Origin of the sequence: Blautia caecimuris, from assembly GCF_024622975.1 — a bacterium.
GTDB classification, from domain to species: domain Bacteria; phylum Bacillota; class Clostridia; order Lachnospirales; family Lachnospiraceae; genus Blautia_A; species Blautia_A caecimuris.
The window spans coordinates 1-22,124 of the sequence record NZ_JANJZT010000005.1 but is presented as its reverse complement, the minus strand read 5'-3'; the positions used below and the strand labels follow the sequence as shown (position 1 = coordinate 22,124).

The 22,124-nt window shown below is 43.0% G+C and carries 26 protein-coding genes; 2 read left to right on the top strand and 24 right to left on the bottom strand.

Annotated features, from left to right (window positions below):
- Positions 1 to 103: 103 nt before the first annotated feature.
- Positions 104 to 1,420 carry a VanW family protein gene (locus tag NSA57_RS04745; RefSeq protein ID WP_257464167.1) on the top strand — a complete coding sequence of 439 codons (1,317 nt, stop codon included), beginning with the start codon at positions 104 to 106 and terminating at the stop codon, positions 1,418 to 1,420.
- Positions 1,421 to 1,434: 14 nt separating this feature from the next.
- On the opposite strand, the gene NSA57_RS04740 is transcribed toward NSA57_RS04745, so the two are convergent.
- The 10 genes from NSA57_RS04740 to NSA57_RS04695 form a co-directional block, all read right to left on the bottom strand.
- Positions 1,435 to 2,496: a tyrosine-type recombinase/integrase gene (locus NSA57_RS04740; protein WP_022067469.1), complete on the bottom strand. Its 1,062-nt coding sequence runs from the start codon at positions 2,494 to 2,496 to the stop codon at positions 1,435 to 1,437.
- Between the two features lie 422 nt (positions 2,497 to 2,918).
- A complete protein-coding gene (dtd, locus tag NSA57_RS04735) occupies positions 2,919 to 3,365 on the bottom strand; it encodes a D-aminoacyl-tRNA deacylase (RefSeq protein ID WP_147598981.1) in 447 nt (148 codons plus the stop codon).
- 191 nt (positions 3,366 to 3,556) lie between these two features.
- Positions 3,557 to 4,198, bottom strand: a complete 642-nt coding sequence (locus tag NSA57_RS04730; protein ID WP_147598982.1) for a cytidylate kinase-like family protein — start codon at positions 4,196 to 4,198, stop codon at positions 3,557 to 3,559.
- A 69-nt stretch (positions 4,199 to 4,267) separates the two neighbouring features.
- A complete protein-coding gene (locus NSA57_RS04725; RefSeq protein WP_147598983.1) occupies positions 4,268 to 5,182 on the bottom strand; it encodes an RluA family pseudouridine synthase in 915 nt (304 codons plus the stop codon).
- Entirely contained in the window at positions 5,179 to 5,721 is a 543-nt protein-coding gene (lspA, locus tag NSA57_RS04720; RefSeq protein ID WP_147598984.1) for a signal peptidase II, read from the bottom strand. Before lspA ends, NSA57_RS04725 begins: the two co-directional genes overlap by 4 nt.
- Positions 5,718 to 6,809, bottom strand: a complete 1,092-nt coding sequence (gene aroB, locus NSA57_RS04715) for a 3-dehydroquinate synthase (RefSeq protein WP_022067463.1) — start codon at positions 6,807 to 6,809, stop codon at positions 5,718 to 5,720. Before aroB ends, lspA begins: the two co-directional genes overlap by 4 nt.
- Before the next feature lie 21 nt (positions 6,810 to 6,830).
- Positions 6,831 to 7,583, bottom strand: a complete 753-nt coding sequence (locus tag NSA57_RS04710) for a YlmH family RNA-binding protein (RefSeq protein WP_257464166.1) — start codon at positions 7,581 to 7,583, stop codon at positions 6,831 to 6,833.
- Between the two features lie 6 nt (positions 7,584 to 7,589).
- Positions 7,590 to 8,228 (bottom strand): cell division protein SepF, encoded by a 639-nt coding sequence (locus tag NSA57_RS04705; RefSeq protein ID WP_257464165.1) that lies wholly within the window; start codon positions 8,226 to 8,228, stop codon positions 7,590 to 7,592.
- A gap of 29 nt (positions 8,229 to 8,257) precedes the next feature.
- Entirely contained in the window at positions 8,258 to 8,950 is a 693-nt protein-coding gene (locus NSA57_RS04700; protein WP_257464164.1) for a YggS family pyridoxal phosphate-dependent enzyme, read from the bottom strand.
- Between the two features lie 17 nt (positions 8,951 to 8,967).
- Positions 8,968 to 10,368: a biotin/lipoyl attachment domain-containing protein gene (locus tag NSA57_RS04695; RefSeq protein ID WP_257464163.1), complete on the bottom strand. Its 1,401-nt coding sequence runs from the start codon at positions 10,366 to 10,368 to the stop codon at positions 8,968 to 8,970.
- Between the two features lie 226 nt (positions 10,369 to 10,594).
- Between NSA57_RS04695 and lexA the strand changes: the two genes are divergently transcribed.
- On the top strand, positions 10,595 to 11,215 hold the full coding sequence (gene lexA, locus NSA57_RS04690) for a transcriptional repressor LexA (RefSeq protein ID WP_022067458.1): 621 nt from the start codon (positions 10,595 to 10,597) through the stop codon (positions 11,213 to 11,215).
- Positions 11,216 to 11,414: 199 nt separating this feature from the next.
- On the opposite strand, the gene rsfS is transcribed toward lexA, so the two are convergent.
- The 14 genes from rsfS to NSA57_RS04620 all read right to left on the bottom strand — a co-directional run bounded on the left by rsfS (position 11,415) and on the right by NSA57_RS04620 (position 21,873).
- A complete protein-coding gene (gene rsfS / locus NSA57_RS04685) occupies positions 11,415 to 11,774 on the bottom strand; it encodes a ribosome silencing factor (protein ID WP_257464162.1) in 360 nt (119 codons plus the stop codon).
- Between the two features lie 28 nt (positions 11,775 to 11,802).
- Positions 11,803 to 12,396 (bottom strand): bis(5'-nucleosyl)-tetraphosphatase (symmetrical) YqeK, encoded by a 594-nt coding sequence (gene yqeK, locus NSA57_RS04680; protein ID WP_257464161.1) that lies wholly within the window; start codon positions 12,394 to 12,396, stop codon positions 11,803 to 11,805.
- Positions 12,389 to 13,036, bottom strand: a complete 648-nt coding sequence (gene nadD, locus NSA57_RS04675) for a nicotinate-nucleotide adenylyltransferase (RefSeq protein WP_257464160.1) — start codon at positions 13,034 to 13,036, stop codon at positions 12,389 to 12,391. The genes yqeK and nadD overlap by 8 nt, the downstream gene beginning before the upstream one ends.
- A 16-nt stretch (positions 13,037 to 13,052) precedes the next feature.
- Positions 13,053 to 13,343 (bottom strand): ribosome assembly RNA-binding protein YhbY, encoded by a 291-nt coding sequence (gene yhbY, locus NSA57_RS04670; RefSeq protein ID WP_022067454.1) that lies wholly within the window; start codon positions 13,341 to 13,343, stop codon positions 13,053 to 13,055.
- A gap of 29 nt (positions 13,344 to 13,372) precedes the next feature.
- Positions 13,373 to 14,665 (bottom strand): GTPase ObgE, encoded by a 1,293-nt coding sequence (gene obgE / locus NSA57_RS04665; protein WP_022067453.1) that lies wholly within the window; start codon positions 14,663 to 14,665, stop codon positions 13,373 to 13,375.
- A gap of 71 nt (positions 14,666 to 14,736) precedes the next feature.
- On the bottom strand, positions 14,737 to 15,024 hold the full coding sequence (rpmA, locus tag NSA57_RS04660) for a 50S ribosomal protein L27 (protein WP_022067452.1): 288 nt from the start codon (positions 15,022 to 15,024) through the stop codon (positions 14,737 to 14,739).
- 4 nt (positions 15,025 to 15,028) lie between these two features.
- Positions 15,029 to 15,349 carry a ribosomal-processing cysteine protease Prp gene (locus NSA57_RS04655; protein ID WP_257464159.1) on the bottom strand — a complete coding sequence of 107 codons (321 nt, stop codon included), beginning with the start codon at positions 15,347 to 15,349 and terminating at the stop codon, positions 15,029 to 15,031.
- A gap of 12 nt (positions 15,350 to 15,361) precedes the next feature.
- Entirely contained in the window at positions 15,362 to 15,667 is a 306-nt protein-coding gene (gene rplU, locus NSA57_RS04650; RefSeq protein WP_022067450.1) for a 50S ribosomal protein L21, read from the bottom strand.
- Between the two features lie 159 nt (positions 15,668 to 15,826).
- A complete protein-coding gene (locus NSA57_RS04645) occupies positions 15,827 to 16,936 on the bottom strand; it encodes a hypothetical protein (protein WP_257464158.1) in 1,110 nt (369 codons plus the stop codon).
- A 75-nt stretch (positions 16,937 to 17,011) separates the two neighbouring features.
- A complete protein-coding gene (locus NSA57_RS04640) occupies positions 17,012 to 18,238 on the bottom strand; it encodes a ribonuclease E/G (protein ID WP_257464157.1) in 1,227 nt (408 codons plus the stop codon).
- Positions 18,231 to 18,938 (bottom strand): TIGR03936 family radical SAM-associated protein, encoded by a 708-nt coding sequence (locus tag NSA57_RS04635; protein WP_147598990.1) that lies wholly within the window; start codon positions 18,936 to 18,938, stop codon positions 18,231 to 18,233. Before NSA57_RS04635 ends, NSA57_RS04640 begins: the two co-directional genes overlap by 8 nt.
- Complete coding sequence (locus tag NSA57_RS04630; protein ID WP_257464156.1) at positions 18,922 to 20,790, bottom strand: TIGR03960 family B12-binding radical SAM protein; 1,869 nt, start codon at positions 20,788 to 20,790, stop codon at positions 18,922 to 18,924. The genes NSA57_RS04635 and NSA57_RS04630 overlap by 17 nt, the downstream gene beginning before the upstream one ends.
- Before the next feature lie 379 nt (positions 20,791 to 21,169).
- On the bottom strand, positions 21,170 to 21,433 hold the full coding sequence (locus NSA57_RS04625) for a site-specific integrase (RefSeq protein WP_257464244.1): 264 nt from the start codon (positions 21,431 to 21,433) through the stop codon (positions 21,170 to 21,172).
- Entirely contained in the window at positions 21,403 to 21,873 is a 471-nt protein-coding gene (locus NSA57_RS04620) for a tyrosine-type recombinase/integrase (RefSeq protein WP_257464155.1), read from the bottom strand. The genes NSA57_RS04625 and NSA57_RS04620 overlap by 31 nt, the downstream gene beginning before the upstream one ends.
- Positions 21,874 to 22,124: the final 251 nt, after the last annotated feature.

Genomic DNA, 22,124 nt, shown 5'->3' with positions numbered 1-22,124 from the left:
TATTTAATTTTTATAAAACTACATATAATGGGGAAGGTTTTACAGGAGTTTTGCCGTTGGGCAGAACTCCTGTTTTTTAAAAAACAAAAGGACAGATATACAAATGATGAAAAAGAAAAATAAATGGAAAATAACAGCGGCTGCAATACTAGGTACTGCCGGTATTCTGACCGCAGGATATTTATACTGGTGTACCACGCTGGATGATAAAGTGATCTGGAAGGATGTTTCCATAAACGGGGTTGCATTACAGGGAAAAACAATAGAAGCTGCAGAAAAAGCAGTACAGGAGCAATTCAAAAAAGATTATCAGGATTCTGAGATCACCGTATCCCTTGCAGAAAAAAACTATGAAGTAAAAATTTTTCCGGTTCTTTCTCTGAATGCTTCCAGAGAAATCAGAGAAGCCTACAGACCCGGACACGGAAAATGGTATGTCAGAGGTATGGACAAGATTAAATTAAAAGATCAGGAACCCGTTTCTCTGGAAATCCTTCCGAAAGCTTCTGAACCGGAAAAGCTGGATGAAGCAATCCGGAAAACAGGTATTGAAAAAGTAAATACGGTAAAAGAAACTACCTGGGATCAGGATAAAACTTCTCTTACTATTACTATTCATAAAGGACGTACCGGAATAAAGGCAGACCTGAAAGAATTAAAGGAAATGCTCCTGCAGTCTCTTAATGCTCATGAATATGAAACAAAGCTGAAATGCCCGGAAATAAAGGTAACGCCTGCTGAGCTGGAGCTTCAGCCTCTGCATGACAAGGTATATGTAAAAATGAGCAACGCTTTTCTGGACAGAGAAAATAATTATGCAGTAGTTCCGTCTGTACAGGGAGTATCCTTTGACGTAAAAGAAGCAGAAAAACAGCTGAAACAGGCAGATGAGGGAGCTGATGTAAGAATTTCTTTTGCCATCACTGAACCGGAGCTTTCAACAGAACAGCTGACCTCCATGCTTTATCGGGATGTGCTTGGAAGTTATACCACTTACGGAGGAGGAAGCAGCGGCCGGATCGCAAATATTCAGCTGGCATGCGGAAGCTGTAATGATGTGATTCTGAATCCCGGAGATACATTTTCCTACAATGATACAGTAGGAGAAAGAACCATAGAAAGAGGATTTCAGTCTGCTCCTGTCATAGCCAACGGACAGCTGGTTCCGGGAATCGGAGGGGGAATCTGTCAGGTTTCCTCCACCCTTTATGCAGCCTGTCTCAATGCAGGTCTTGAGATTGTGGAGCGATATCCCCATTCAAAGCCTGTTGCCTATATTCCCAGTGGTATGGATGCTACCGTGTCCTGGGGAACTCTGGACTACAAATTCAAAAACAACACAGAATATCCGGTTAAAATACAGGCTTCTTATGCAAATGGAGCAATTTCTGTGCAGATCCTTGGTACCAGAGAAGGATAAGAAACGGGAGGATATCAGTCCTCCCGCAATTTTACCGCTGTGGCTGCCTGACGCCGTCTGGCGTCGTCTAAGGCCGCATAATGCTTTTTGGTGGTATTTACATCCCTGTGGCCCAGAACGTCCGCTACAAGGTAAATATCGCCGGTTTCCTGATAAAGAGCCGTACCGTAGGTGCTGCGCAGCTTATGAGGGGTGATCTTTTTTGTGGTCGTAATTTCACGGGAATATTTTTTTACAAGGTTTTCAATGGCCTGCACACCGATTCGTTTTTTCTGGGAAGAGTAGAAGAGGGCGTGTTCATGACCGGAGAGAGGAACAATATTTTCCCTGACTTCCAGATAATTTTTCAGTGCTTTTTCTACCTCAGATCCAAAGTAAACAACCATTTCATTTCCGCCTTTTCGCGTAACCTTAATCCCGTTATTTTTAAAATCAACATCTTCAATATCAAGTCCCACACATTCCGAAACACGGATCCCGGTTCCTAGAAGCAACGTTACAATGGCAAGATCCCGTTCCTTTGTTTTTTCCCAGTAAGCGCGTTTCTGTCCGGTCAGCGTATCCCCTGCATGTTCAATATGATCCAGAAGCAGAGCCACCTCGTCTGCATCAAGACGGATAATGCTTTTTTCATGGATTTTGGGTACATCTACAAGCACGGCAGGATTTGTCTCAATCATTTCCCTTTTATAATAATAGGCGTAAAAGCTTCTCAGAGCAGAAATTTTCCGTTTCAGGCCGCGTTCACTGTTGGTTTCCATTTTATCGCCGTTATGGTTATGGTAAACCTTCAGATATTCCTGATATTCCTCAATGTCAAGAGCCTTTACCTGATCCAGTACATTTACAGAAAAATCAGTCATGGCTTTATCCTTAAAAGCAGGGTTGGTATCCAGAAGGAACTGAAAAAAAATGCGGATATCATAGGCATAGGAAATCCTTGTTTTTGTAGTGGTTGTTGCGTCAATGGCACGGAAATAATCCCTGCAGAAAGGCGGCAAAGTCGCAAGAACCTGACGAAGCCGCAAAGTATTTTCAATATCAGTATGTTCATGGTAGGTTTGTTTCGGTTCCATAAAAAATAAAACTCCTTTATTTAATAAAAATAACAATAACAGATGACACAAAAGGTAAAAAGTTCAATGCAATCACAGGACATCAAATGTATCTGCACTGGAAAATACAAAATGTACGGTGGAATAAAACACAACAGCACATTTACTGAAATTATGATTTTCAGTATAATTATACCACAGAAGTGGCTTTCCGGCAACATCTATATGAAAAACTCGGGTTTGTCGTATAGATATAGATTGCAACAACAGCCCCCTTTTTCCTGTTTTCGAGGGCTGTTCTCTGATTTTCAGCATGCTGTAATAAATACTGCTTTTATAAATAATTTTTACAAATAATTACTTTTATAAAGTTTAGTCTGCAGGCTGAGCCACATAATTCAACGGGTCCTTATGTATGCCGTTCTCAATACAGATCACTTTCTTTATAATATATGCTCGTCCAGAAGAATGGTAAAGGGTCCGTCATTAACAAGAGCTACCTTCATATCTGCTCCAAAAACGCCGTGTTCCACAACAGGGACTGTTTTCTGCGCCTCCTGGATCATATACTCATAAAGTTCTTCTGCCATATCCGGAGCTCCGGCTTCAATAAAGCTGGGACGATTTCCCTTTTTGCAGTTTGCATACAAAGTAAACTGGGAAACCAGCAGAAGCTCTCCTCCCACGTCCTTCAGGGAAAGATTTGTTTTTCCTGCCTCATCTTCAAAAATACGCAGTCCCAGAAGCTTTTTCAGGTATTTATCTGCAATTTCCCGGTTATCTTCTTTTCCGGCGCCTACAAACACCAGAAGTCCTTTTCCGATCTTACCCACGGTATTTCCTTCTACCGTCACTTCCGCCTGTAGAACTCTCTGAATAAAAAGTCTCATAACTGTTCCTTTCTTTCTGTTTTCTGGAAATCAGTATATCATATTTTTACATAAATGTGTCATAAATTTTAAGTGTTATTTTTGTGTATAAATACATAGGTGTTGCTGTCCACTTCATTCACAGTCATTTACATAAAAACACCGGGGAAATATATTTGATCCCCGGTGCTGAAAACCTTTTATTTGCTATTTTATTTTTTCTTGGATTCATCAAAAACCTGAACGGCATTGATAATAATCTTTGCCGCATTGTCAAGTCCCAGCTTGCCGCTGTCAATACAGAGATTATAATCCTTTGCAGAACCCCATTTTTTATTTGTGTAATAATTATAATAGCTGGCTCTGCTCTTGTCGGTTTTTATAATAATATCCTTTGCCTCTTTGTCTGATTTTCCGTATTTTGAAGCAATTCTGCGAATCCTGGCATCCATGTCTGCATGAATGAAAATGCTGAAGCAGTCTGGCCAGTCTGAAAGCGCATAATCCGCACAGCGGCCTACCATAACGCAGGGCCCCTCTTCTGCCAGTTTTTTGATGGCATCAAACTGTGCCAGAAAAATCTTATGATTCATTGGCATATCATTGAATCCCGCAGAAGAATATCCAAAGGAATAGGTATCCATAACAAGTGAGTACAGAAAACTGTTGGTTGGCTTTTCATCATGGTGTTCAAACAGCTCCTTACAGATTCCGCTGTCATTTGCCGCGCGCTCCAGAAGTTCTTTATCATAGCATTTAATGCCAAAATATTTTGCAACCTCCTGGCCGATCTGTCTTCCTCCGCTGCCGTATTCTCTTCCGATTGTAATAATTGAACTTGTTGTATTACTCATAAGCGATACACTCCCTTCTGCGAACATGTTTCTGACATATATTATACATGATTTCTAGGGAAATGCCAACTATTTTCTTAATTTTTCTAATAACTTCAGAAAATAGTCTGGCAAAGGTGCGGTAAATTCCATATATTCACCGGTTACCGGATGAACAAAGCCGAGAACCATAGCGTGAAGTGTCTGCCCCTGAAGGTGAAAAGGATTTTTGGATGAACCGTATACCGTATCTCCAAGAAGCGGATGCCCGATGCTTGTCATATGTACACGGATCTGGTGCGTTCTTCCTGTTTCCAGCCTGCATTCAATGTAGGTATACTGTCCGAACCGCTCCAGAACCTTATAGTGTGTTACAGCAGGTTTTCCGTTTTTGCTGTTGATGGCCATTTTTTTGCGGTCAGTAGGATGACGTCCGATAGGGCCCTCCACAGTTCCCTCATCATCTTTCAGATTTCCGGCCACAATGGCCCGATAACGTCTTTTAATAGAATGCTCTTTCAGCTGCTCTGCAAGATCTCTGTGCACAGAATCCTCTTTACAGATCAGAAGAGCCCCTGTCGTGTCTTTGTCGATCCTGTGAACAATTCCGGGACGCAGAACCCCGTTGATGCCGGAAAGCCGGTCTCCGCAATGAGCCATCACTGCATTTACCAGAGTTCCCTCTGTGTGGCCTGCAGCGGGATGAACTACCATGCCCTTTGGCTTATTTACTACAAGAAGGTAATCATCCTCGTACAGAATATCAAGCGGAATTGCTTCCGGTTTAATATCCAGAGGCTCCATATCAGGAATTTCCAGGCATATTTCTGTTTCCGGCTGGATTTTGTAATTGGCTTTTACCGGCTTTCCATTAACAAAAACAGCCTGTTCCTTCAGAAGCTTCTGAAGATAGGAACGTGAAAATTCCGGGCATTTTTCTGCCAGATAACGGTCAATACGGACAGAAGTTTCCTCCTGCCCGGTTGTAAAATTTAAAGTCTTCATGAATTATCCCTTTTTCGTTTTATAAAATCAAAATCCTCATCTTTGTAGCAGAATCCCACCAGAATAACGAAAGCGATTCCTCCGCACACAACAAAAATATCTGCCACATTAAAGACCGGAAAGTCAATCAGGGAAACATAAATAAAGTCAATGACATATCCGTAAAGCAGACGGTCAATAAAATTTCCCAGCGCGCCGGAGGCCAGAGCAGCTCCTGTTATCAGAAGAGGCAGGTAATATTTATTTTTCGGTATACGCGCATACAGATACAAAAGCACTGCGAAAAAGGCCATACACAGAATAAGAAAAAGTACCTGTCTGCCCTGAAACATCCCAAAAGCCATGCCCCGGTTTTCCAGATAAGACAGTTCCAGAACTCCGGGAATCAGTGAAATGCCCTGATTTCCCTTTAAATGGATTTCTGCCAGGTGTTTTGTCCACTGGTCAAGAACTGTAAGCAGAATAATAGAAAGGCACCACCAGAAGCCGCAGAGGGCTCCTGGAAAGGTACTTGTATTTCGCTCCTGTTTTTGAGTCATTGTAAAATCTCCTGAATACCCTTAAGAATCTCCTGGTCTGAAAGAGTTTTATCTATAAAGCTGTTGCCGATTCCTTTCATAAGGATAAATTTAATATGACCCTGTTCCATTTTTTTGTCATTTCTGGTTGCTTCCAGGATCTTTTCCGGATCCAGCCCCTGTACGGAAACCGGAAGCCCGAAATCCCTGCATCCGCAAAGAATCTCCTGGTATTCCTTTTCTGACAGTAGTCCTCTGTTCCGGGATATTGCAGCTGCGGCTATGGTTCCCACTGCCACACACTGTCCGTGAAGAAGCTGAAAATCCATAAGCTTTTCTACGGCGTGTCCTATGGTATGTCCAAGATTCAGAAGCGCTCTTTCTCCCTGCTCTTTCGGATCCCGCTCTACAACACCGGCCTTGATCTCACAGCATCTGCGGATCACAGAAGCAAGAACCTGACTGTCAAGCCCCCGGATCTGCTTTTTCTGCCTGCATACAGAACGAAACAGTTCACTGTCGCAGATCAGACCTGTTTTCAGAACCTCTCCCATTCCACAGATAAACTCTGTTTCAGGAAGGGTGTTCAGAGTATTCATATTCATATATACAAGCCGGGGCTGATGAAAAGCTCCTACCATATTTTTGTACTGCTGGAAGTCCACCCCTGTTTTTCCGCCTACGCTGCTGTCTACCTGCGCCAGCAGCGTCGTGGGGATCTGTATGAAATCAATGCCGCGAAGATAGGTGGCAGCGGCAAAACCGGTAAGATCTCCGGTTACTCCGCCTCCCAGGGCAATCAGAAAGCCGGTACGGTCAATTTTATTTTCGATCAGTGTGCGGTACAGGTTCTGGACGGTATCAAGATTTTTATTTGGTTCTCCTGCCTCAAAGACAAAAACATCCACAGATTCTTCCACAGACTCCAGTATTTTTTTTACCTTATCTCCATATAGGGGGAATACATTGGAATCTGATACAATACAAACCCTTCTGCCCACCAGGTTTTCTTTTTTCAGTCCGCTGCACAGCTCTGCAAAGTCTTCTTCAAAATAAATAGGATAATAAAATTCTCCCTCACGGCGAACGTTTAAGATATTGTGTTCCATGCTCGAACACCTCCTGTTCTTTTATACATACTTCAAAAGACTGACCCCTGTCCGGCCTTTTTTGGTTTTTCCGGAAATTTTTTCAAAAATAAACCGGCCTTTTCCCCTGACAGAAATAATATCTCCTTCTTTTGGTTCATATCCATTGGAAGTGATCAGCTTTCCGTTTACAAAAACCTGACCGCCCTCGATATAAGAAACCATGCTGCTTCTGGATGCCTGAAAGGCAATGGCAATAAGAGCATCCAGACGCACAGACGTACAGGTTCCGGAAACTGCAGCAAAGCCGGGACCGGGAAGCTCCTCCGGGTTTTCTACCTTTGATACAGTTACAGTTGTATGACGGACCCTGCAGAGATTTTTCATAATAAAATCCGCGATCTTGTTATGGCAGAACACCCAGGCCCCATGTTCTTTTACAAGAATATCTCCGATCACAGAGCGTTCCACTCCCAGACCAAGAATGGTTCCAAGATAATCTCTATGTGTAAGCGCCTCCGAAAATTTCGCTGCCTTCGGTTCAATTTTCAGACAGCAGATCGGATATTCCCAGTAGAATCCCAGATCTGTGGGATAAAAAGCTATCATCTGACGCTCCGCCCCGTCATATCCGCCCTGGCTCTCCATAACAATCCCCGGAAAACGCGCTGCCTGGCCTGTTACCAGATTTTGTTCGTTTAAATTAAGAAAATCCGAAAAGGTGACAATATCTCTCTGATAAGAGAGATTTGCCAGTTCCCGGATTCTCTTAATGAAAAAATCGTCTTTTTCCATCGTATATTAATATCCTGCTCTTACTGACGGAACAGATCCTCCCAGAATATTCTGGAGATCACCGGTAATGTCAACATTGGATGGTCCCAGTACAAAGATATAGCTGGATACTTTCTGAAGACTTCCGCCCAGAGAATAACATGCGCCTGAAGTAAAATCAATGATCCGCTGCGCCAGCTCCACATCAATCCCCTCAAGATTCAGAATGACAGTAGAATTGTCAACCAGTGTATCTGCAATCTCACGGGTATCCTCCATGGATGTCGGCTTGATCACACAGACTTCCATATTCACAGACTGAGAACTTCTGCGGCTGCTTCTCATAGGAGTGATCTTACTGGATGAAGTACGGATCGGCTTTTCCTGTTTTACAGGAGTAACTCTGGAAACAGAAGAAGCAGATTTCGGACTGAATTTCTGAACAGGTTCTTCCTCCTCTTCATCGTCCAGTTCATCATACTCGTCGTAATCATCCTCTTTTTTCTTTCCGAATTTCTGGAAAAATTTCTTTACCGGCTTTTCTTCCTCGTCATTATCCAGAAAATCATCATCGGATTCATCCAGGATATCATCATCCAGAAAATCGTCCTCATCGTAATCGTCATTCAGTTTCACTGCATCTAAAAGCTTATCTAAAACGCTCATTTTAATCTCCAATCTTATTCTTTGTTTCGCTATCGCACGTAATTTCTTTCTCCGAAAATCCCCGTGCCCACACGAACCATTGTTGCGCCCTCCTGGACAGCCACCTGATAATCTCCGGTCATCCCCATACTCAAAACGCTCATACTAACATTATTAATGTTTTTTGCCTCAATGTCAACACTTAATTTTTTTAATTGTCGGAAAAAATCACGGTTATCCTCTGCATTTTCCACATAAGGAGCAATGGTCATAAGCCCCTGTACCTTTATATGAGGAAAATCTGCAATAGTTTCAATAAGGGGAAGAACCTTGTCCATTTTCAGTCCGAATTTACTTTCTTCCTGGGCAACATTCACTTCCAGAAGAACAGGAACGCAGACATTATGCTTTGCTGCCTCCTGCTCAATAGTCTGCGCAAGGCGCAGAGAATCCACAGAATGGATCATGGAAACCTTATCAACAATGTATTTGACCTTATTTCTCTGCAGGTGACCGATCATGTGCCACTGAATATCCTCAGGAAGCTGTGGATGCTTGTCCATGATCTCCTGTACCTTATTTTCACCAAAGCATCTGGCGCCTGCATCATAGGCTTCCTTCAGCATGGATACCGGCTTTGTTTTGCTTACAGCGATCAAAGTAACCTCTTTCGGGTCACGCCCTGCCATTCTGCATGCCTCGTCAATGTTTTTTCTTACCTGTTCCAGATTTTCTGTTATCATAAATTCCTGCCTCCAGACTAATATAAAATCTCTTCTTCATTTACTTTGTCTGCATTACGTACAATGTGATCGTACCGTGAAAGTCCATAAGAAGTATTTTGGGATACAATAGCGTATTCTTCATTCTGGTCAAGAACCTCTATCCTGCGGAAAACAGCATATCCCTGATTGGTACAGTAAACGCCTTCCAGAACTCCTACGTCTTTGATTACATACCGGCTCTGATCCTCCTGGCAGACAACCACATCGCCTTCTTTGAATTTCTTTTTATCTACATAATAAATGTAGTCCGGTTCCTTTCCTTCTTCTGTTTCAGTACTCTCGTCCTCGATCTGTGCATAAATATCAGCCGCAACAAAGGCAGAAGTGTTATTTCCGTTTTTGTCCGTACCCTCCACCATAAATCCAGTCTGCTGAGTTTCTTTATCCGTTGTGGCATATTTGGACGGAATGGTATAAAATTCCTTGGTCACAATGGAAGACAGAGGAATCTTCAGCCCGGTAACAGTGTTGGTCACAAGCTCAATCTCTACAAAACGGTCAGAAGCATAGCGGATCAGTCCTTTGTTAAAATCAATCTGACCATATTTCTGGCCATCGATCTCTATAATAGAAAAATCTCCGTTCTGAGTTTTATCGTCTTTCAAAAATTTCACCCGGACAGCCGTTCTGTCAGCAAGCTTTGCCTCCTGTTTTTCACTGAGAGGGATCAGCAGACTCCAGCGTTCATCAGTGATAAGAGTATAAACAGGGTCTCCCGCTTTTATGGAACCGCCTGTTTTCAGATCAGTTTCGTGGTAAGCATTCTGATCAAAATCCACTGCGGATAAAGTGGATACGCTTTTATTTTCATAGCCGTCCATGGAATAGAGAACAATTCCGTCGCTGTCTGCTTTTGTAACCGCCTGACCTCCCAGAGATACCGCGCCTCCTTCGGAGGTTCCTGCATACTGAAGGATATTTCCCTCCAGAGTATATTTAAAGCTGTACGTATTATTAAATTTGCTTGGATTAAAGCCCTTGGAAAAACTCATCATATCATTGCGGATGCTGGTCAGTTCTTCAGGAGTCAGCTCGGCGCTGTTTTCTGTTGCCTTAGAGCTGCTGATCCCGTAAACAGGTCCATTGGCATTGATCTTATTGCCCTCTCTCGCATAATAGGTGATAAATCCGTCAGAATCTGCTTTATAAATGGACTCTTCACGTATGGCGAGCCCTGTGTATGTTTCATTTCGGGAAAGAGGCCCGGAAATGACCTGATAGGATTCTACGGTATCAGATGTCAGATATACGATCATACTGAATATCATATAAAGCAGCAGCACCCCAAAAATAATGGTTCCGATATTCAGGCCGAAAATATTTTTTATTTTTGAAAGAAGCCCCGGGCTTCTTGGTGATTTATTGTGATCAGGCAAAAAAATGCCTCCTTTAAATAACTTTTTTCAGATATACGAACCCATTGTAACATTTTAGGCCCTGTCTGACAAGAAAAAGAGACAGTTTTTTCTCTGTGGTCCATAAACCGGAATATAAATTTTTTGCAGTTTACGAACATATTTTCCGAATATTTGTTTGCTATCCAGAAAAAAGTATGGTATAATAGCGAAAACGGAATGAAGCGGAAATTTTGGAGGTAAAAATATGGCATACGGCAGAATCAGTAAAAAACAGCAGGAAATACTGGATTATATTAAAAATGAGATTCTGAACAGAGGATTTCCTCCGGCAGTACGTGAGATCTGCGAGGCAGTCCATCTGAAATCTACATCCTCTGTTCATTCTCATCTGGAAGCCCTGGAAAAGAACGGTTATATCCGCAGAGACGCAACGAAGCCAAGAGCGATCGAGATCCTTGACGATCAGTTTAATCTTGTGCGCAGAGAGGTTGTAAATGTTCCTTTAATCGGAACCGTAGCCGCAGGGCAGCCTATTTTTGCAGTGGAAAACATTGAGGGATACTTCCCTGTGCCGGCAGAGTTTATGCCAAATGCCCAGAGCTTTCTTCTGAAAGTAAAGGGAGACAGTATGATCAATGCAGGGATTTTTGACGGCGACCAGGTTCTGGTAAAACAGCAGTCCTCTGCTGAAAACGGAGATATGGTAGTGGCTCTTGTGGAGGATGCAGCCACAGTCAAAACCTTTTATAAAGAAGACGGCTACTATCGTCTTCAGCCGGAAAATGATGAGATGGATCCAATTCTCGTTCATGGAAATCTTCAGATCCTTGGCAAAGTATTTGGCGTATTTCGTTTTTATAATTAATCAGATCAGACAGAAAAGGATCCCCGGAAGCTGCTGGTTTTCATCCACAGCATCCGGGGATCCGTCTTTCTTATCAGAAATTATTTTTACAAACCGCAGGATTCTCAAAAATCTCTTCCTGCTGAGAATTTCTTTTTTAAGTTTACATAATAATTTTACTGTAAACCTGAGCTTGATAAGCAGTCTTATGCAGACTGTCTTATTCAGCCAGAAATTCTCCCATTTCCAGAACCTTTCCATCACGCCAGATTCTTTCCAGGTCATAGAAGAGACGGTTCTCCTCATCAAATACATGAATGATCAGATCGCCGTAATCCATAAGGATCCAGCTTGAATTTCTGGTACCTTCAATCTGTTTTGGCTCATATCCTGCTTTTGTAAGCATCTCTTCTACATTGTCAACCATAGCCTGAACCTGATTCTGGTTGCTTCCGCTGGCAATTACAAAATAATCTGCCAGTACAGAAACCTCATGAATATCAATTACTTTTACATCCATGGCTTTTTTGTCATCAAGAGCTCTTAAAGCAATCTTTGTCATTTCCTTTTCTCTGTTCATAGATCAAAGCCCCTTTCCGGCAGGAGAATCAGCTTCCCTGCCTTTTTGTATGTAAATCTTTGTAGTAAGCAAACGCATCTTCTGTTGCAGAATCAATTTCTCCCGGAGTCTCCTCCAGATAATCCAGGGTATCTTTCAGGATCACATACATGCACTCATCCAGATCCTGAAAGGCAATTTTTCGGATCTCAGGAAGATTTTGCGCCCTGTCCCTGCCCGGCTCAATATAATCTGCAATATAAACAATCTTTTCCAGAAGACTCATATCCGGCTTTCCTGTTGTATGGAAAGCAATAGCAGAAAGAATTTCTTTTTTTCTGATCCCATATTTATCCTTTGCCACAAAAACGCCCAGCTTTGCATGGAGAAGAAAGGGATGTTCCTTTTCAAATTCTGTTACCGGAATCTTGTTTTCCCCGCACATTTTCAGTTTCTTTTTGTTGGGAATACATTTGGCGCAGTCATGAAGAAGTCCTGCCAGCTGCGCATCCGCTATGGGGCAGTCATGAGCCATTGCCAGAGCTGCACAGGTATACATAACGCCAAGGGTATGATGAAATCTGTTCTCATCCAGATATTTTGAAAGTTTTTTCTGTATTTTTATAAAATCGTATTCAGCCATTGTATTCAGGTTCTCCTTTTGGCGCAAGATAAATATGATGTTCACGGATATAAGAAACCACCGGATCCGGAACATAATAGCGAAGACTTTTTCCTTCCTGGATCCACTGCCGGATCAGCTGACTGGAAATATCAATATTCAGCGTATCCAGCCGGATAAAGCATCCCCCGTACTGATGAGAAAGATATGTCATCTCCTGATCCAGACTGAGAGTGGGAACATGATTTCTGGCAGCGACCACAATGGTACAGGCCCGGCAGATCCGGGCAGGCTCCTTCCAGGTGGCAAAATCATAAAGTGAGTCTGCTCCGATAATAAAATAATAATCTGTGTCCGGATTTTCCTGTTTCAGCCGCTCCAGAGTACGATAGGTATAAGTATACCCGTCTTCGTTCATTTCTATCAGCGAAAGTTCAAAATGAGGATTTCCCTCAATGGCTTTCTGCACCATGGAAATCCTCTCTTCATTGCTTGCTCTGCCCTGACGGTTTCTTTTGTGCGGAGGGTTTCCGCTTGGCATGAACCATACACGGTCAAGACCCAGCTGCTCATATGCTTTTTCTCCGAGAATCAGATGGCCTACGTGAACAGGATCAAAGGTTCCTCCCATGATTCCTATTTTTTTTCGATGTGAAGCCATATTCATTCCTCCTGTATTATGGCAGAATGATTTTTTTCTTGTCTTTTTTTCCTTCCCGGTAAAGTACGATCTTACGTCCGATCACCTGAACAACCTGGGAATGTGTTCTTTCTGCAAGAACCTCCGCCATCTGGCGGGGATCATCCAGACAGTTCTGAAGAACACTGATCTTGATCAGCTCCCTGGCTGCCAGCGCCTCATCCACAGAAGCTGTATTCTCCGGTGTGACACTTCCCTTGCCAAGCTGAAGGACCGGATCCATTTTCATTGCCAGGCTTTTCAGATAAGCTCTCTGTTTACTTGTCATAACTGTAACCAGCCTTTCTAAAATATCACTTATTTATAATAATCAAAGTCAAAGCCGTACATGCGCACGGTATCGCCTTCTTCTATGCCGGCATTTTCCAGTTCATCAAGGATACCTCCATCCTTAAGGAAACGCTGGAAGAAGGCAAAGCCTTTTTCAGAATCCAGATTGGTATAACCCAGCATTTTTTCAATCTTCGGTCCTTCCACAACAAAGACATGAGGATCATCCTCCGCCTTTGTGACAGTATAAGGAAGATTTTCTGTAATAAGAACATCCTCCGGGAAGAATTCCTGTTCAAATACAATACGCTCCGCAGGGCTCTCATCAAGAAGCTGCCGGATACCGAAAAGTAGTTCACGGATTCCCTGACCTGTTGCCGCAGAAACAGGATATACCTTAATTCCCTTTGGCTCAAATTCAGCTCTCAGGCGATCCACCGGATTTTCCTCACCGTCCTCAAAGATACAGTCGATCTTGTTGGCAGCGATCAGCTGAGGTCTTGCTGCGATTTCCGGATTATAAGCTTCCAGCTCCTTGTTGATCTTATAAATATCATCCACCGGATCACGGCCTTCTGTAGAAGCCGCATCTACAATGTGAACCAGAACTCTGGTTCTCTCAATGTGGCGGAGGAATTCATGACCAAGGCCTACGCCCTCAGACGCACCCTCGATCAGTCCGGGAATATCTGCAATTACAAATCCGCCGTTCTCTGTATCCACAACGCCCAGGTTAGGGCTTAATGTTGTAAAATGATAATTGGCAATCTTTGGCTGGGCATTGGTAACTCTGGAAAGGAAGGTAGATTTTCCAACATTTGGGAAGCCCACCAGCCCCACATCTGCGATCACCTTCAGTTCAAGAAGAACCTCAAGCTCCTGGGCAGGCTGTCCCGGCTGGGCATATTTGGGCACCTGCATGGTAGCAGTAGCATAATGCTGATTGCCTTTTCCGCCTCTTCCGCCTTTTAACACAACCTGTCTTTTATTATCGCCGGACATATCGGCAATGACTTTGCGGGATTCTGCTTCCATAATAACCGTTCCTTCCGGAACCTTGAGGACAATATCCCTGCCGTCTCCGCCATGGCAGCGTCTCTTGCCGCCTTCTTCTCCGTCCTCTGCTTTAAATTTTCTTTTATGCCTGTAATCTCCCAGAGTGTTCTGTCCCTCGTCCACTTCAAAGATAACGTCTCCGCCTCTTCCGCCGTCCCCGCCATCCGGACCGCCGTTGGGTACGTACAGCTCTCTGCGGAAGCTTACATGGCCGTCTCCGCCCTTACCAGAACGGATAATGATTTTTGCTCTGTCTGCAAACATAAAGTCGCTCCTTATACTGTAAACAAAAGGCTTCAAACCATGAACGATTTGAAGCCCTTACGCCAAACTGATTATTCTGCCTCTACCGGAACGATAGAAACCTGTTTCTTATCGCGTCCTTTTCTGGTGAATCTTACAACACCATCTGTCAGTGCAAATAATGTATAGTCTTTACCGCAGCCTACGTTCACGCCTGGGTGAATCTTAGTTCCACGCTGTCTGTAAAGGATGTTACCAGCTTTTACAAACTGTCCGTCTGCTCTTTTGGCACCAAGTCTCTTGGACTCAGAATCACGGCCGTTCTTTGTAGAACCAACACCTTTTTTATGTGCGAATAACTGAAGGTTCATTTTCATCATGTCGTTACACCTCCCTGACTTTTACTTTTAAATATCGTTTTGAATAGCTATGCTCAATTTCTGTCAGTCCGAGAACAAGGGAATCCATAAGAAGGGTTCCTCCTTCTGATACAGACTCTGTAAAAGTAAAAGAAACATAACCGTCCTTTTCTTTTACGGAAATCTGATCGTGGGTCAGAGTCTCAAGAGAATTTACGGTATTGATCACCAGAACGGAAACTGCAGCACAGATAATGTCCTGCCCTTCCTCGGCATAACCGGCATGCCCCTTTGAAGTAAACTCTGTATAGGAATTGTTCTTCTTCGTGACTGTCACTGTAATCATACAAACACCAGATTAAGCGTTGATCTTTTCGATTTTCACTTTAGTGAACTGCTGTCTGTGACCGTTTTTCTTGTGATATCCAGTTTTTCTCTTGTACTTGTAAACGATGACTTTTTTAGCCTTTCCGTTCTCAACTACAGAAGCGGTAACACTGGCATCTTTTACGTCTTCTCCAACCTTTAATCCGTCATTGCTGACTGCGATCACGTTATCGAAAGTTACGGTTTCACCAGCTTCAACACCGAGTTTTTCAACTCTGATTACGTCGCCCTCGGCAACTTTGTACTGTTTACCACCTGTTGCAATAATTGCGTACATCTGTGGCACCTCCTGTAAAATTTACTCGCCAAATATGGTGGGCAGGCACAAAATCCCGCCGCTTCAACCTCTTTGTGCGGCATCCTTTGTATGATAGCACGGTTATTTTCATTCGTCAAGATATGTAATGAAATTTTTTTAATTTTTTAGGCAGTAAACTTATTTCCTTTTCTGAAGGCGTTTGCGGCGCATGCGCTCATCTCTGTCTCCGTCATTATACAAATCCACAATAATAATAAACAGGGAAACAGATGTAAAGATAATCAGCCCGATCAGAAAGCGTCCTTTATCCAATAACACTGATCGTATTCCGGAATGTATATATAGCCGGCATTCTTCCACAATAGATATTCCCTCCGGAACTGTATTGAACTGGTTCATTGCCATTGCTTCCTGAACAACAGCAATTCCCAAAACTCCCAGAAAAACATAAAGCACAGTCATAATAATAATTGTAAAGCAACGCTTTTTCCCATAAGTATCCTTTGTCAGATCATATCCTTTTTTTATAATAAATCCGCCACAGCAGGCTACCAGGCTCAGTCCTCCGCCTCTGCTATAGTGGGAACCGCTGTCCATCAAACACAGTACAACAAAAAGAATAGCGCTAAGGATGCACCCGCCCAGAGCGCCGATCCATCCGGGAAGATATCTTTTTCCCGGGTTTTGCTCTGCTTCTATTTCTTTGTACGCTTTTTCAATTTCTTTAATGGATTCTTCCGGATAAGCCTCTTTGATGTCCTTAATAAACTGCTCCTTTGAGACAGGGGTTCGTTTCCCTATTTCCAGCTGTCTGTTTACTTCCCGTTCCATAGCTGCCGCACAATGTTCATGAGCATACAGGCAGATTTTACTTCCTATGATCTCACACATGGACCATACGCCCTGTCCATACATGGGAAGTCCGCATTTAGGACAGATATCTGCATCCGGGATATCATACTGGTCTAAAATAGAAAGAACATCAAAAAAGCAATTTCGAAACTGCTTCATGGTTCCCGGATTATCAGAAAATTCAGCTGTCAGAGTATCATCCATAAATCTGATATAAAGTAATCTCTGATACTTATATTCCAGCTCACTGAAATCTTTATCCAGCTTTTCGTATAGCTTATCATCAAATTTTGCTGAAATACTGAAGGTTTTGGTGCCACTCAGTCCCTCCCACATGCTGACCGCATATCTCTTAAAAATGCCACAGACAACACCATCTTTTACTTCCAGTCCAAGTTCCCGTGCCATTTTTCTTAAAGCATACCCCAGATACATAAAAATCCCTCCTCTGCCTCCGTTTCTATCCCCTGTAGGCCTTAATCTGCGTTATCTCCTGTTTTTACAGAAAATTTATTTTTCTTCGCTCTGCTTCCGTATCTCTAAAATTTCTTCCCGCACAGGCTTTCTTACCTTTTTTCGGGTCATTTCCAGAATATGCAGAGGCGTAATATCCACTGCTCTGGCCTTTACAGGATCTTTCCGAAGATATTTCTGAAGCACATGGAACAACTCGTCCTGATGATCCGGATTCTGCATATTGATAAAATCAATCAGGATAATTCCGGAAAGATTGCGAAGCCGTATCTGACGGGCAATTTCCTCAGACGCTTCAAGATTGATCTTCCGATAGGTTTCCTCTGCCTTTTTCTTTCCTGTGTATTTGCCGCTGTTTACATCAATGGAAACAAAGGCCTCTGTCTGCTGGATCACAAGAAAACCGCCGCTTTTCAGCCATATTTTTTCCTGCTGCACCTCATCAAGAGTATGTTCCAGCCGGTAGAGCTTATGAAGAGGCAAAAGCTTATCTTCATAAAAACTCAGCTTATCAGCCTCCTCCGGAATAAAGTCCTTCAGATATTCCTTAAGCTTCTCATAGATTCCAGGAATGTCCGTAATAATTTCTTCCAGATTGCGGCTGTATATATCCCGGACTGCTGCCACATAAAAAGGCTCCGCCTCATAGAGAAGGCTGAAGCAGATACGGTTCTGTCCGTTAATGGCAGCCTTCTCGTAAATCTTTTTCAGACAGCTAAGCTCATGAAGAAATTCCTCCTTGGAGGCCTCTGCTGCATTGGTGCGGGCAATCAGCCCGTAGCCTCTGTCACCGCGCTCTCTTTCCGGTTCCAGCCATTTATTCAGAAGACTGCTTTCTTCCTTTGTAAGCTTTCCGGAAAATCCGATCTTGCGGTTTCCTGTTGTAAGCACCAGGTATTTTCCCGGAAAGTTCAGGTTTGTGGTAAGAGCAGGAAGCTTTCCCTTCATAGCGTCCCTGCTTACCTGAACCAGAAGCTCGTCTCCTGCCCTTAACGGGGCATTTCCTTTCCTTCCGGCAGTAAAAATCACCTGTTCCGGCGGAACAAGGGGCAGATATCCGGTAAGTCCGTCCCCAAAGCGCACAAAAGCCGCCTGGATATTCTGGGCGATCTTTTCAATCTGTCCCACATAAATGTTATTCAGAATACTTTTTTTCCCTGCTGCTTCAAGCCTCAGCTCCATGATCTTCTGATTTTCTGCGACAGCGCACACAATGGAGGAGCAGCCCCAAAGCTTCAGTTCTGTGATGATCAGCTTACTCAACTTTTTCTCCCAGGGCTTCCAGCGGAAGGAAACGGGGATTTTTATCCTCGCCTGCATCCGCGTAAACCTCTCTCCGTTCAATCATATAGGCAAACTCCTGCGGTTCTTTATCCAGCCAGCGCACAAAGGTATCCATTACAAGCTCCGGCTTGGTGTAATTGGAGCTTGCAGAAGCCAGCTGCATGAATACGCCGCTGTCACAGGCCTCCATCTGATAAATAAACGGACGGATGTCCACAGTTTTTTCGCTGCGCTTTGTCTTTTTGGTTACTGTGATCTCCTTCTGTGCAAGAAAATCCGCCAGCTTCTCCTGCCAGTTCCCGCAGGGTTCTTTTCCCGGCCGGAAAGCAACAAAATAATCTGCGGCAGCCACAAGAGCCATAGCAGTACTTGCCTTGCCGTCCTCTACCTGTCTTGCAGAGCTGATTGTAATGCCCTCCACCATAACTGCATTGAGACGATCTTCAATTTCTGCTGTAGGAACTTTTTCCGTAAGCTCCATATCAAAGTATTCTCCCATACTTGTGGTTCCCACACCAAGAGGAGCTGCAAATGACATGATCATATGAGGACTGTAGCCTCCGGAAAATGCCACCGGAAGCTCTGCTCTGCGGATGGCTTTCTGGAAGTAGCGCATGGTATCCAGATGGCCCACAAACTTCATTGCTCCTGTTTTTGTAAATTTAATTCTGACCTTCATGGCACACACCTCCTCCATATCTTTTCGCCCCGCATCCGGAACATCTCTGACGGCAGTTAGGGGTCACTGTCTCCGCCTTTGCCTGTTTCCATTCGCGGATCAGAAATTCTTTGCTTACGCCTGCGTCAATAAAATCCCAGGGAAGGATCTCATCTGTATCCCGCTCACGAAGAGTATAAAACTCCATGTCAACGCCGGTTTCTGCAAAAGCTTCCTTCCAGATGTCATATCGGAAGCTTTCAGACCAGGCATCGTAGAGAGCTCCTTTTTCATAAGCTTTCAGGATTACTTTGGAGCTTCTTCTGTCGCCTCTTGCCAGGAAACCTTCCAGAACCGTAACATCCGGTTCATGCCAGCTGTACCTGATGCTGCGCTGATTTAACTGAGAACGGATTTCATTTTTTACGATTTTGGCTTTTTCAATAAATTCCTCTTCCCTGAACATAGGCGCCCACTGGAACGGTGTAAAAGGCTTTGGCACAAAGAAGGAGGTGCTCACATTGATCTGCACTTTACCGTTTCGCTTATCCTTTGGAATCTCGTAGTAACGTTCTGCGATTTTTTCCGCAAGGTGGGCGATCCCCTTCATATCCTCTTCGGTTTCTGTGGGAAGTCCCAGCATAAAGTAGAGCTTTACGCGGTTCCATCCGCCTTCAAAGGCCTGTCCGGCCCCGTGAAGGATATCTTCCTCTGTAAGTCCCTTGTTGATCACATTGCGGAGACGCTGGGAACCGGCCTCCGGCGCAAAGGTAAGGCTGCTTTTCTTTACGTCCTGTACCTTGCTCATAACGTCCAGCGCAAATGCGTCAATACGCAGAGACGGAAGGGAAATATTTACTGCCTTATCCCGGAACTCATCGATCAGGAAGTTTACAAGTTCCTTCAGTTCACTGTAGTCACTGGAGCTTAAGGAGCTTAAGGAAATTTCCTCATGCCCGGTATTTTTTAACATGATCCGGGCAGCTTCCTTCAGATCCTCAATATCCCTTTCCCTTGTAGGACGGTATATCATCCCGGCCTGGCAGAAACGGCAGCCCCGGATGCATCCTCTCTGAATCTCCAGAGTCACACGATCCTGGGTTGCTTTAATAAAAGGAACCACAGGCGCTTCCAGAAAATTATAGTCCCTGTCCATATCCATAACCAGCTGCTTTTCTACCTTAGAAGGAGCTTCCGGCTGATTTGGCGTAAAGGACGCAATGGTGCCGTCCTCCTGATAGGTTACATCATAGAAAGCAGGCACATAAATTCCCGGAATCTGCGCTGCTTTTAAAAGAAAATCTTTTTTTGTTCCCCCTGCCTTTTTGTTTGCAATATAAGCATCAAAAAGCGCATCATAGGCAGTTTCTCCCTCTCCGATATAGAAAAGATCAAAGAACTCTGCCAGCGGCTCCGGATTATAGGCGCAGGCGCCTCCTCCGATCACAAGAGGGAATTCCTCCCCGCGTTCTTTGGCCAGAAACGGAATCTGAGAAAGATCCAGAAGCTGCAGAACATTGGTGTAACACATTTCATAGCCCAGAGTAATGCCCAGAAAATCAAAGTCACGCACCGGTTCCTGGGATTCCAGAGCAAAAAGAGGTATCTTCTTCTCCCGCATGATCTTATCCAGATCCGTCCACGGGGAAAACAGACGCTCACACCATACGTCCTCTCTTTTATTAAACATATCATAAAGGATAGCCATTCCAAGATTGGACATGCCGATCTCATAAACGTCCGGAAAGCACATAGCGAAACGGATATCCACCTCATTCTTGTCTTTCATCACCGAGTTCACTTCGTTCCCGATATACCGGGCCGGCTTCTCGATTTTTAGTAATATTTCATCATTTAAAGCTAGTTTTCTCATATTTCTCCTTTCGTTTTTGTTTAATATATACAAAAAAGTAATCTTCTTTTCTTTTTCGATTTTCACGAAAAATAGCTGTTTTTTTATGATTTTCAGGGACGCTTTTCAGTATGAAAAATGCTGTTTTTCACCTGATTTTTGCCCTTGCGTAACAAATTTACTTTTTTTCTACTGTGCAGCACTATGCATAATTATACACCATTTTCATGGTCTTGCATAAAATACATAGCACTGCATAACATAATTTGATACTATAAATCACCTATTTTATAATTAAATTCTTAAAAATTTTGTCCTGCTTTTCCTATCATTTAACACCCTATATGAGAATATGATATTGTTTGATATGAAGCAGCAGAAAACATTCTGAAACAGCATGTTAACCCACCATATTATATACTTTTTGCGGAAGGAGTTCAAGCAAATCTTTCTCAGATATCTGAATGTCGAATACAAAATCTGTTTGAGGCAGAATATCTATTATAAAATTGCCAATCACCTTCTCACAGTCATATATTTCTTCAGGAAGATTGATATAAACATCCTTTGTAACCCCTGTTCCATTATGTCCCATACAGACAGATATCGCTTTCAAACTAATATCATTTTCCTTTAAAACAGTTGCGTATGTATGTCGGAATATATGTGGTGTAATGTTTCTATTACAGCTATATCCCGTAACCAGTACTTATAAGTATTATCCTTACTTCTCTTCTTACATGAATGCATATAATTCAACAAAGTTTCAATTTCTTCACGCGGGATTATTTTAGGTAAAATTGCTGCTTCCTTGAATTTTACTTTAATTTTTCTAAACGGACTATCATCGATAATTTCGCACTCTTCCAAATAATTATAATATGCTTTGATTGATGCAATTTTACGTTTTATGGTTTTCTGCTTGTAGTTTTTATGCAATTCCACTATATAATCTTCTATTTTGCTTTTTTCTGGGATATCTTCCTGTGTAAACTCAAAAAACTGTCTAAAATCAATTCTGTATGCCTTCAGCGTATTCCAATCCAATTCTTTCCTATACTCACTATATTCAAGATACTTTTTTACTTGCTCTTTATAATCCATTCTACTGTCCTCCATGCCTTTTTCGGTAGTGTAGCATATTTCTTCATGGGATACATTCGATATCCCCTAGGTTTCTCATTGAAACTAAGGGATTTTCTCTTCATTGTCAATGCAAACGAAGAAACACATGAGTAGAACTTATTCTGCTTCCCGCTCTCATGCTTTACTTTTTATTGTTAGTGATTTCATGAGCTGTCACCAGATTGCTCACATCAGTTGACGCTCACTTGCTTAACTTTCTGTCACCAGTC

Coding starts and splice junctions, on each gene's coding strand:
- NSA57_RS04745 (WP_257464167.1), top strand. CDS start 104: ATGATGAAAAAGAAAAATAAATGGAAAATAACAGCGGCTGCAATACTA.
- NSA57_RS04740 (WP_022067469.1), bottom strand. CDS start 2,496: ATGGAACCGAAACAAACCTACCATGAACATACTGATATTGAAAATACT.
- dtd (WP_147598981.1), bottom strand. CDS start 3,365: ATGAGACTTTTTATTCAGAGAGTTCTACAGGCGGAAGTGACGGTAGAA.
- NSA57_RS04730 (WP_147598982.1), bottom strand. CDS start 4,198: ATGAGTAATACAACAAGTTCAATTATTACAATCGGAAGAGAATACGGC.
- NSA57_RS04725 (WP_147598983.1), bottom strand. CDS start 5,182: ATGAAGACTTTAAATTTTACAACCGGGCAGGAGGAAACTTCTGTCCGT.
- lspA (WP_147598984.1), bottom strand. CDS start 5,721: ATGACTCAAAAACAGGAGCGAAATACAAGTACCTTTCCAGGAGCCCTC.
- aroB (WP_022067463.1), bottom strand. CDS start 6,809: ATGGAACACAATATCTTAAACGTTCGCCGTGAGGGAGAATTTTATTAT.
- NSA57_RS04710 (WP_257464166.1), bottom strand. CDS start 7,583: ATGGAAAAAGACGATTTTTTCATTAAGAGAATCCGGGAACTGGCAAAT.
- NSA57_RS04705 (WP_257464165.1), bottom strand. CDS start 8,228: ATGAGCGTTTTAGATAAGCTTTTAGATGCAGTGAAACTGAATGACGAT.
- NSA57_RS04700 (WP_257464164.1), bottom strand. CDS start 8,950: ATGATAACAGAAAATCTGGAACAGGTAAGAAAAAACATTGACGAGGCA.
- lexA (WP_022067458.1), top strand. CDS start 10,595: ATGGCATACGGCAGAATCAGTAAAAAACAGCAGGAAATACTGGATTAT.
- rsfS (WP_257464162.1), bottom strand. CDS start 11,774: ATGAACAGAGAAAAGGAAATGACAAAGATTGCTTTAAGAGCTCTTGAT.
- yqeK (WP_257464161.1), bottom strand. CDS start 12,396: ATGGCTGAATACGATTTTATAAAAATACAGAAAAAACTTTCAAAATAT.
- nadD (WP_257464160.1), bottom strand. CDS start 13,036: ATGGCTTCACATCGAAAAAAAATAGGAATCATGGGAGGAACCTTTGAT.
- yhbY (WP_022067454.1), bottom strand. CDS start 13,343: ATGACAAGTAAACAGAGAGCTTATCTGAAAAGCCTGGCAATGAAAATG.
- obgE (WP_022067453.1), bottom strand. CDS start 14,665: ATGTTTGCAGACAGAGCAAAAATCATTATCCGTTCTGGTAAGGGCGGA.
- rpmA (WP_022067452.1), bottom strand. CDS start 15,024: ATGATGAAAATGAACCTTCAGTTATTCGCACATAAAAAAGGTGTTGGT.
- NSA57_RS04655 (WP_257464159.1), bottom strand. CDS start 15,349: ATGATTACAGTGACAGTCACGAAGAAGAACAATTCCTATACAGAGTTT.
- rplU (WP_022067450.1), bottom strand. CDS start 15,667: ATGTACGCAATTATTGCAACAGGTGGTAAACAGTACAAAGTTGCCGAG.
- NSA57_RS04645 (WP_257464158.1), bottom strand. CDS start 16,936: ATGTATCTGGGGTATGCTTTAAGAAAAATGGCACGGGAACTTGGACTG.
- NSA57_RS04635 (WP_147598990.1), bottom strand. CDS start 18,938: ATGAAGGTCAGAATTAAATTTACAAAAACAGGAGCAATGAAGTTTGTG.
- NSA57_RS04630 (WP_257464156.1), bottom strand. CDS start 20,790: ATGAGAAAACTAGCTTTAAATGATGAAATATTACTAAAAATCGAGAAG.
- NSA57_RS04620 (WP_257464155.1), bottom strand. CDS start 21,873: ATGGATTATAAAGAGCAAGTAAAAAAGTATCTTGAATATAGTGAGTAT.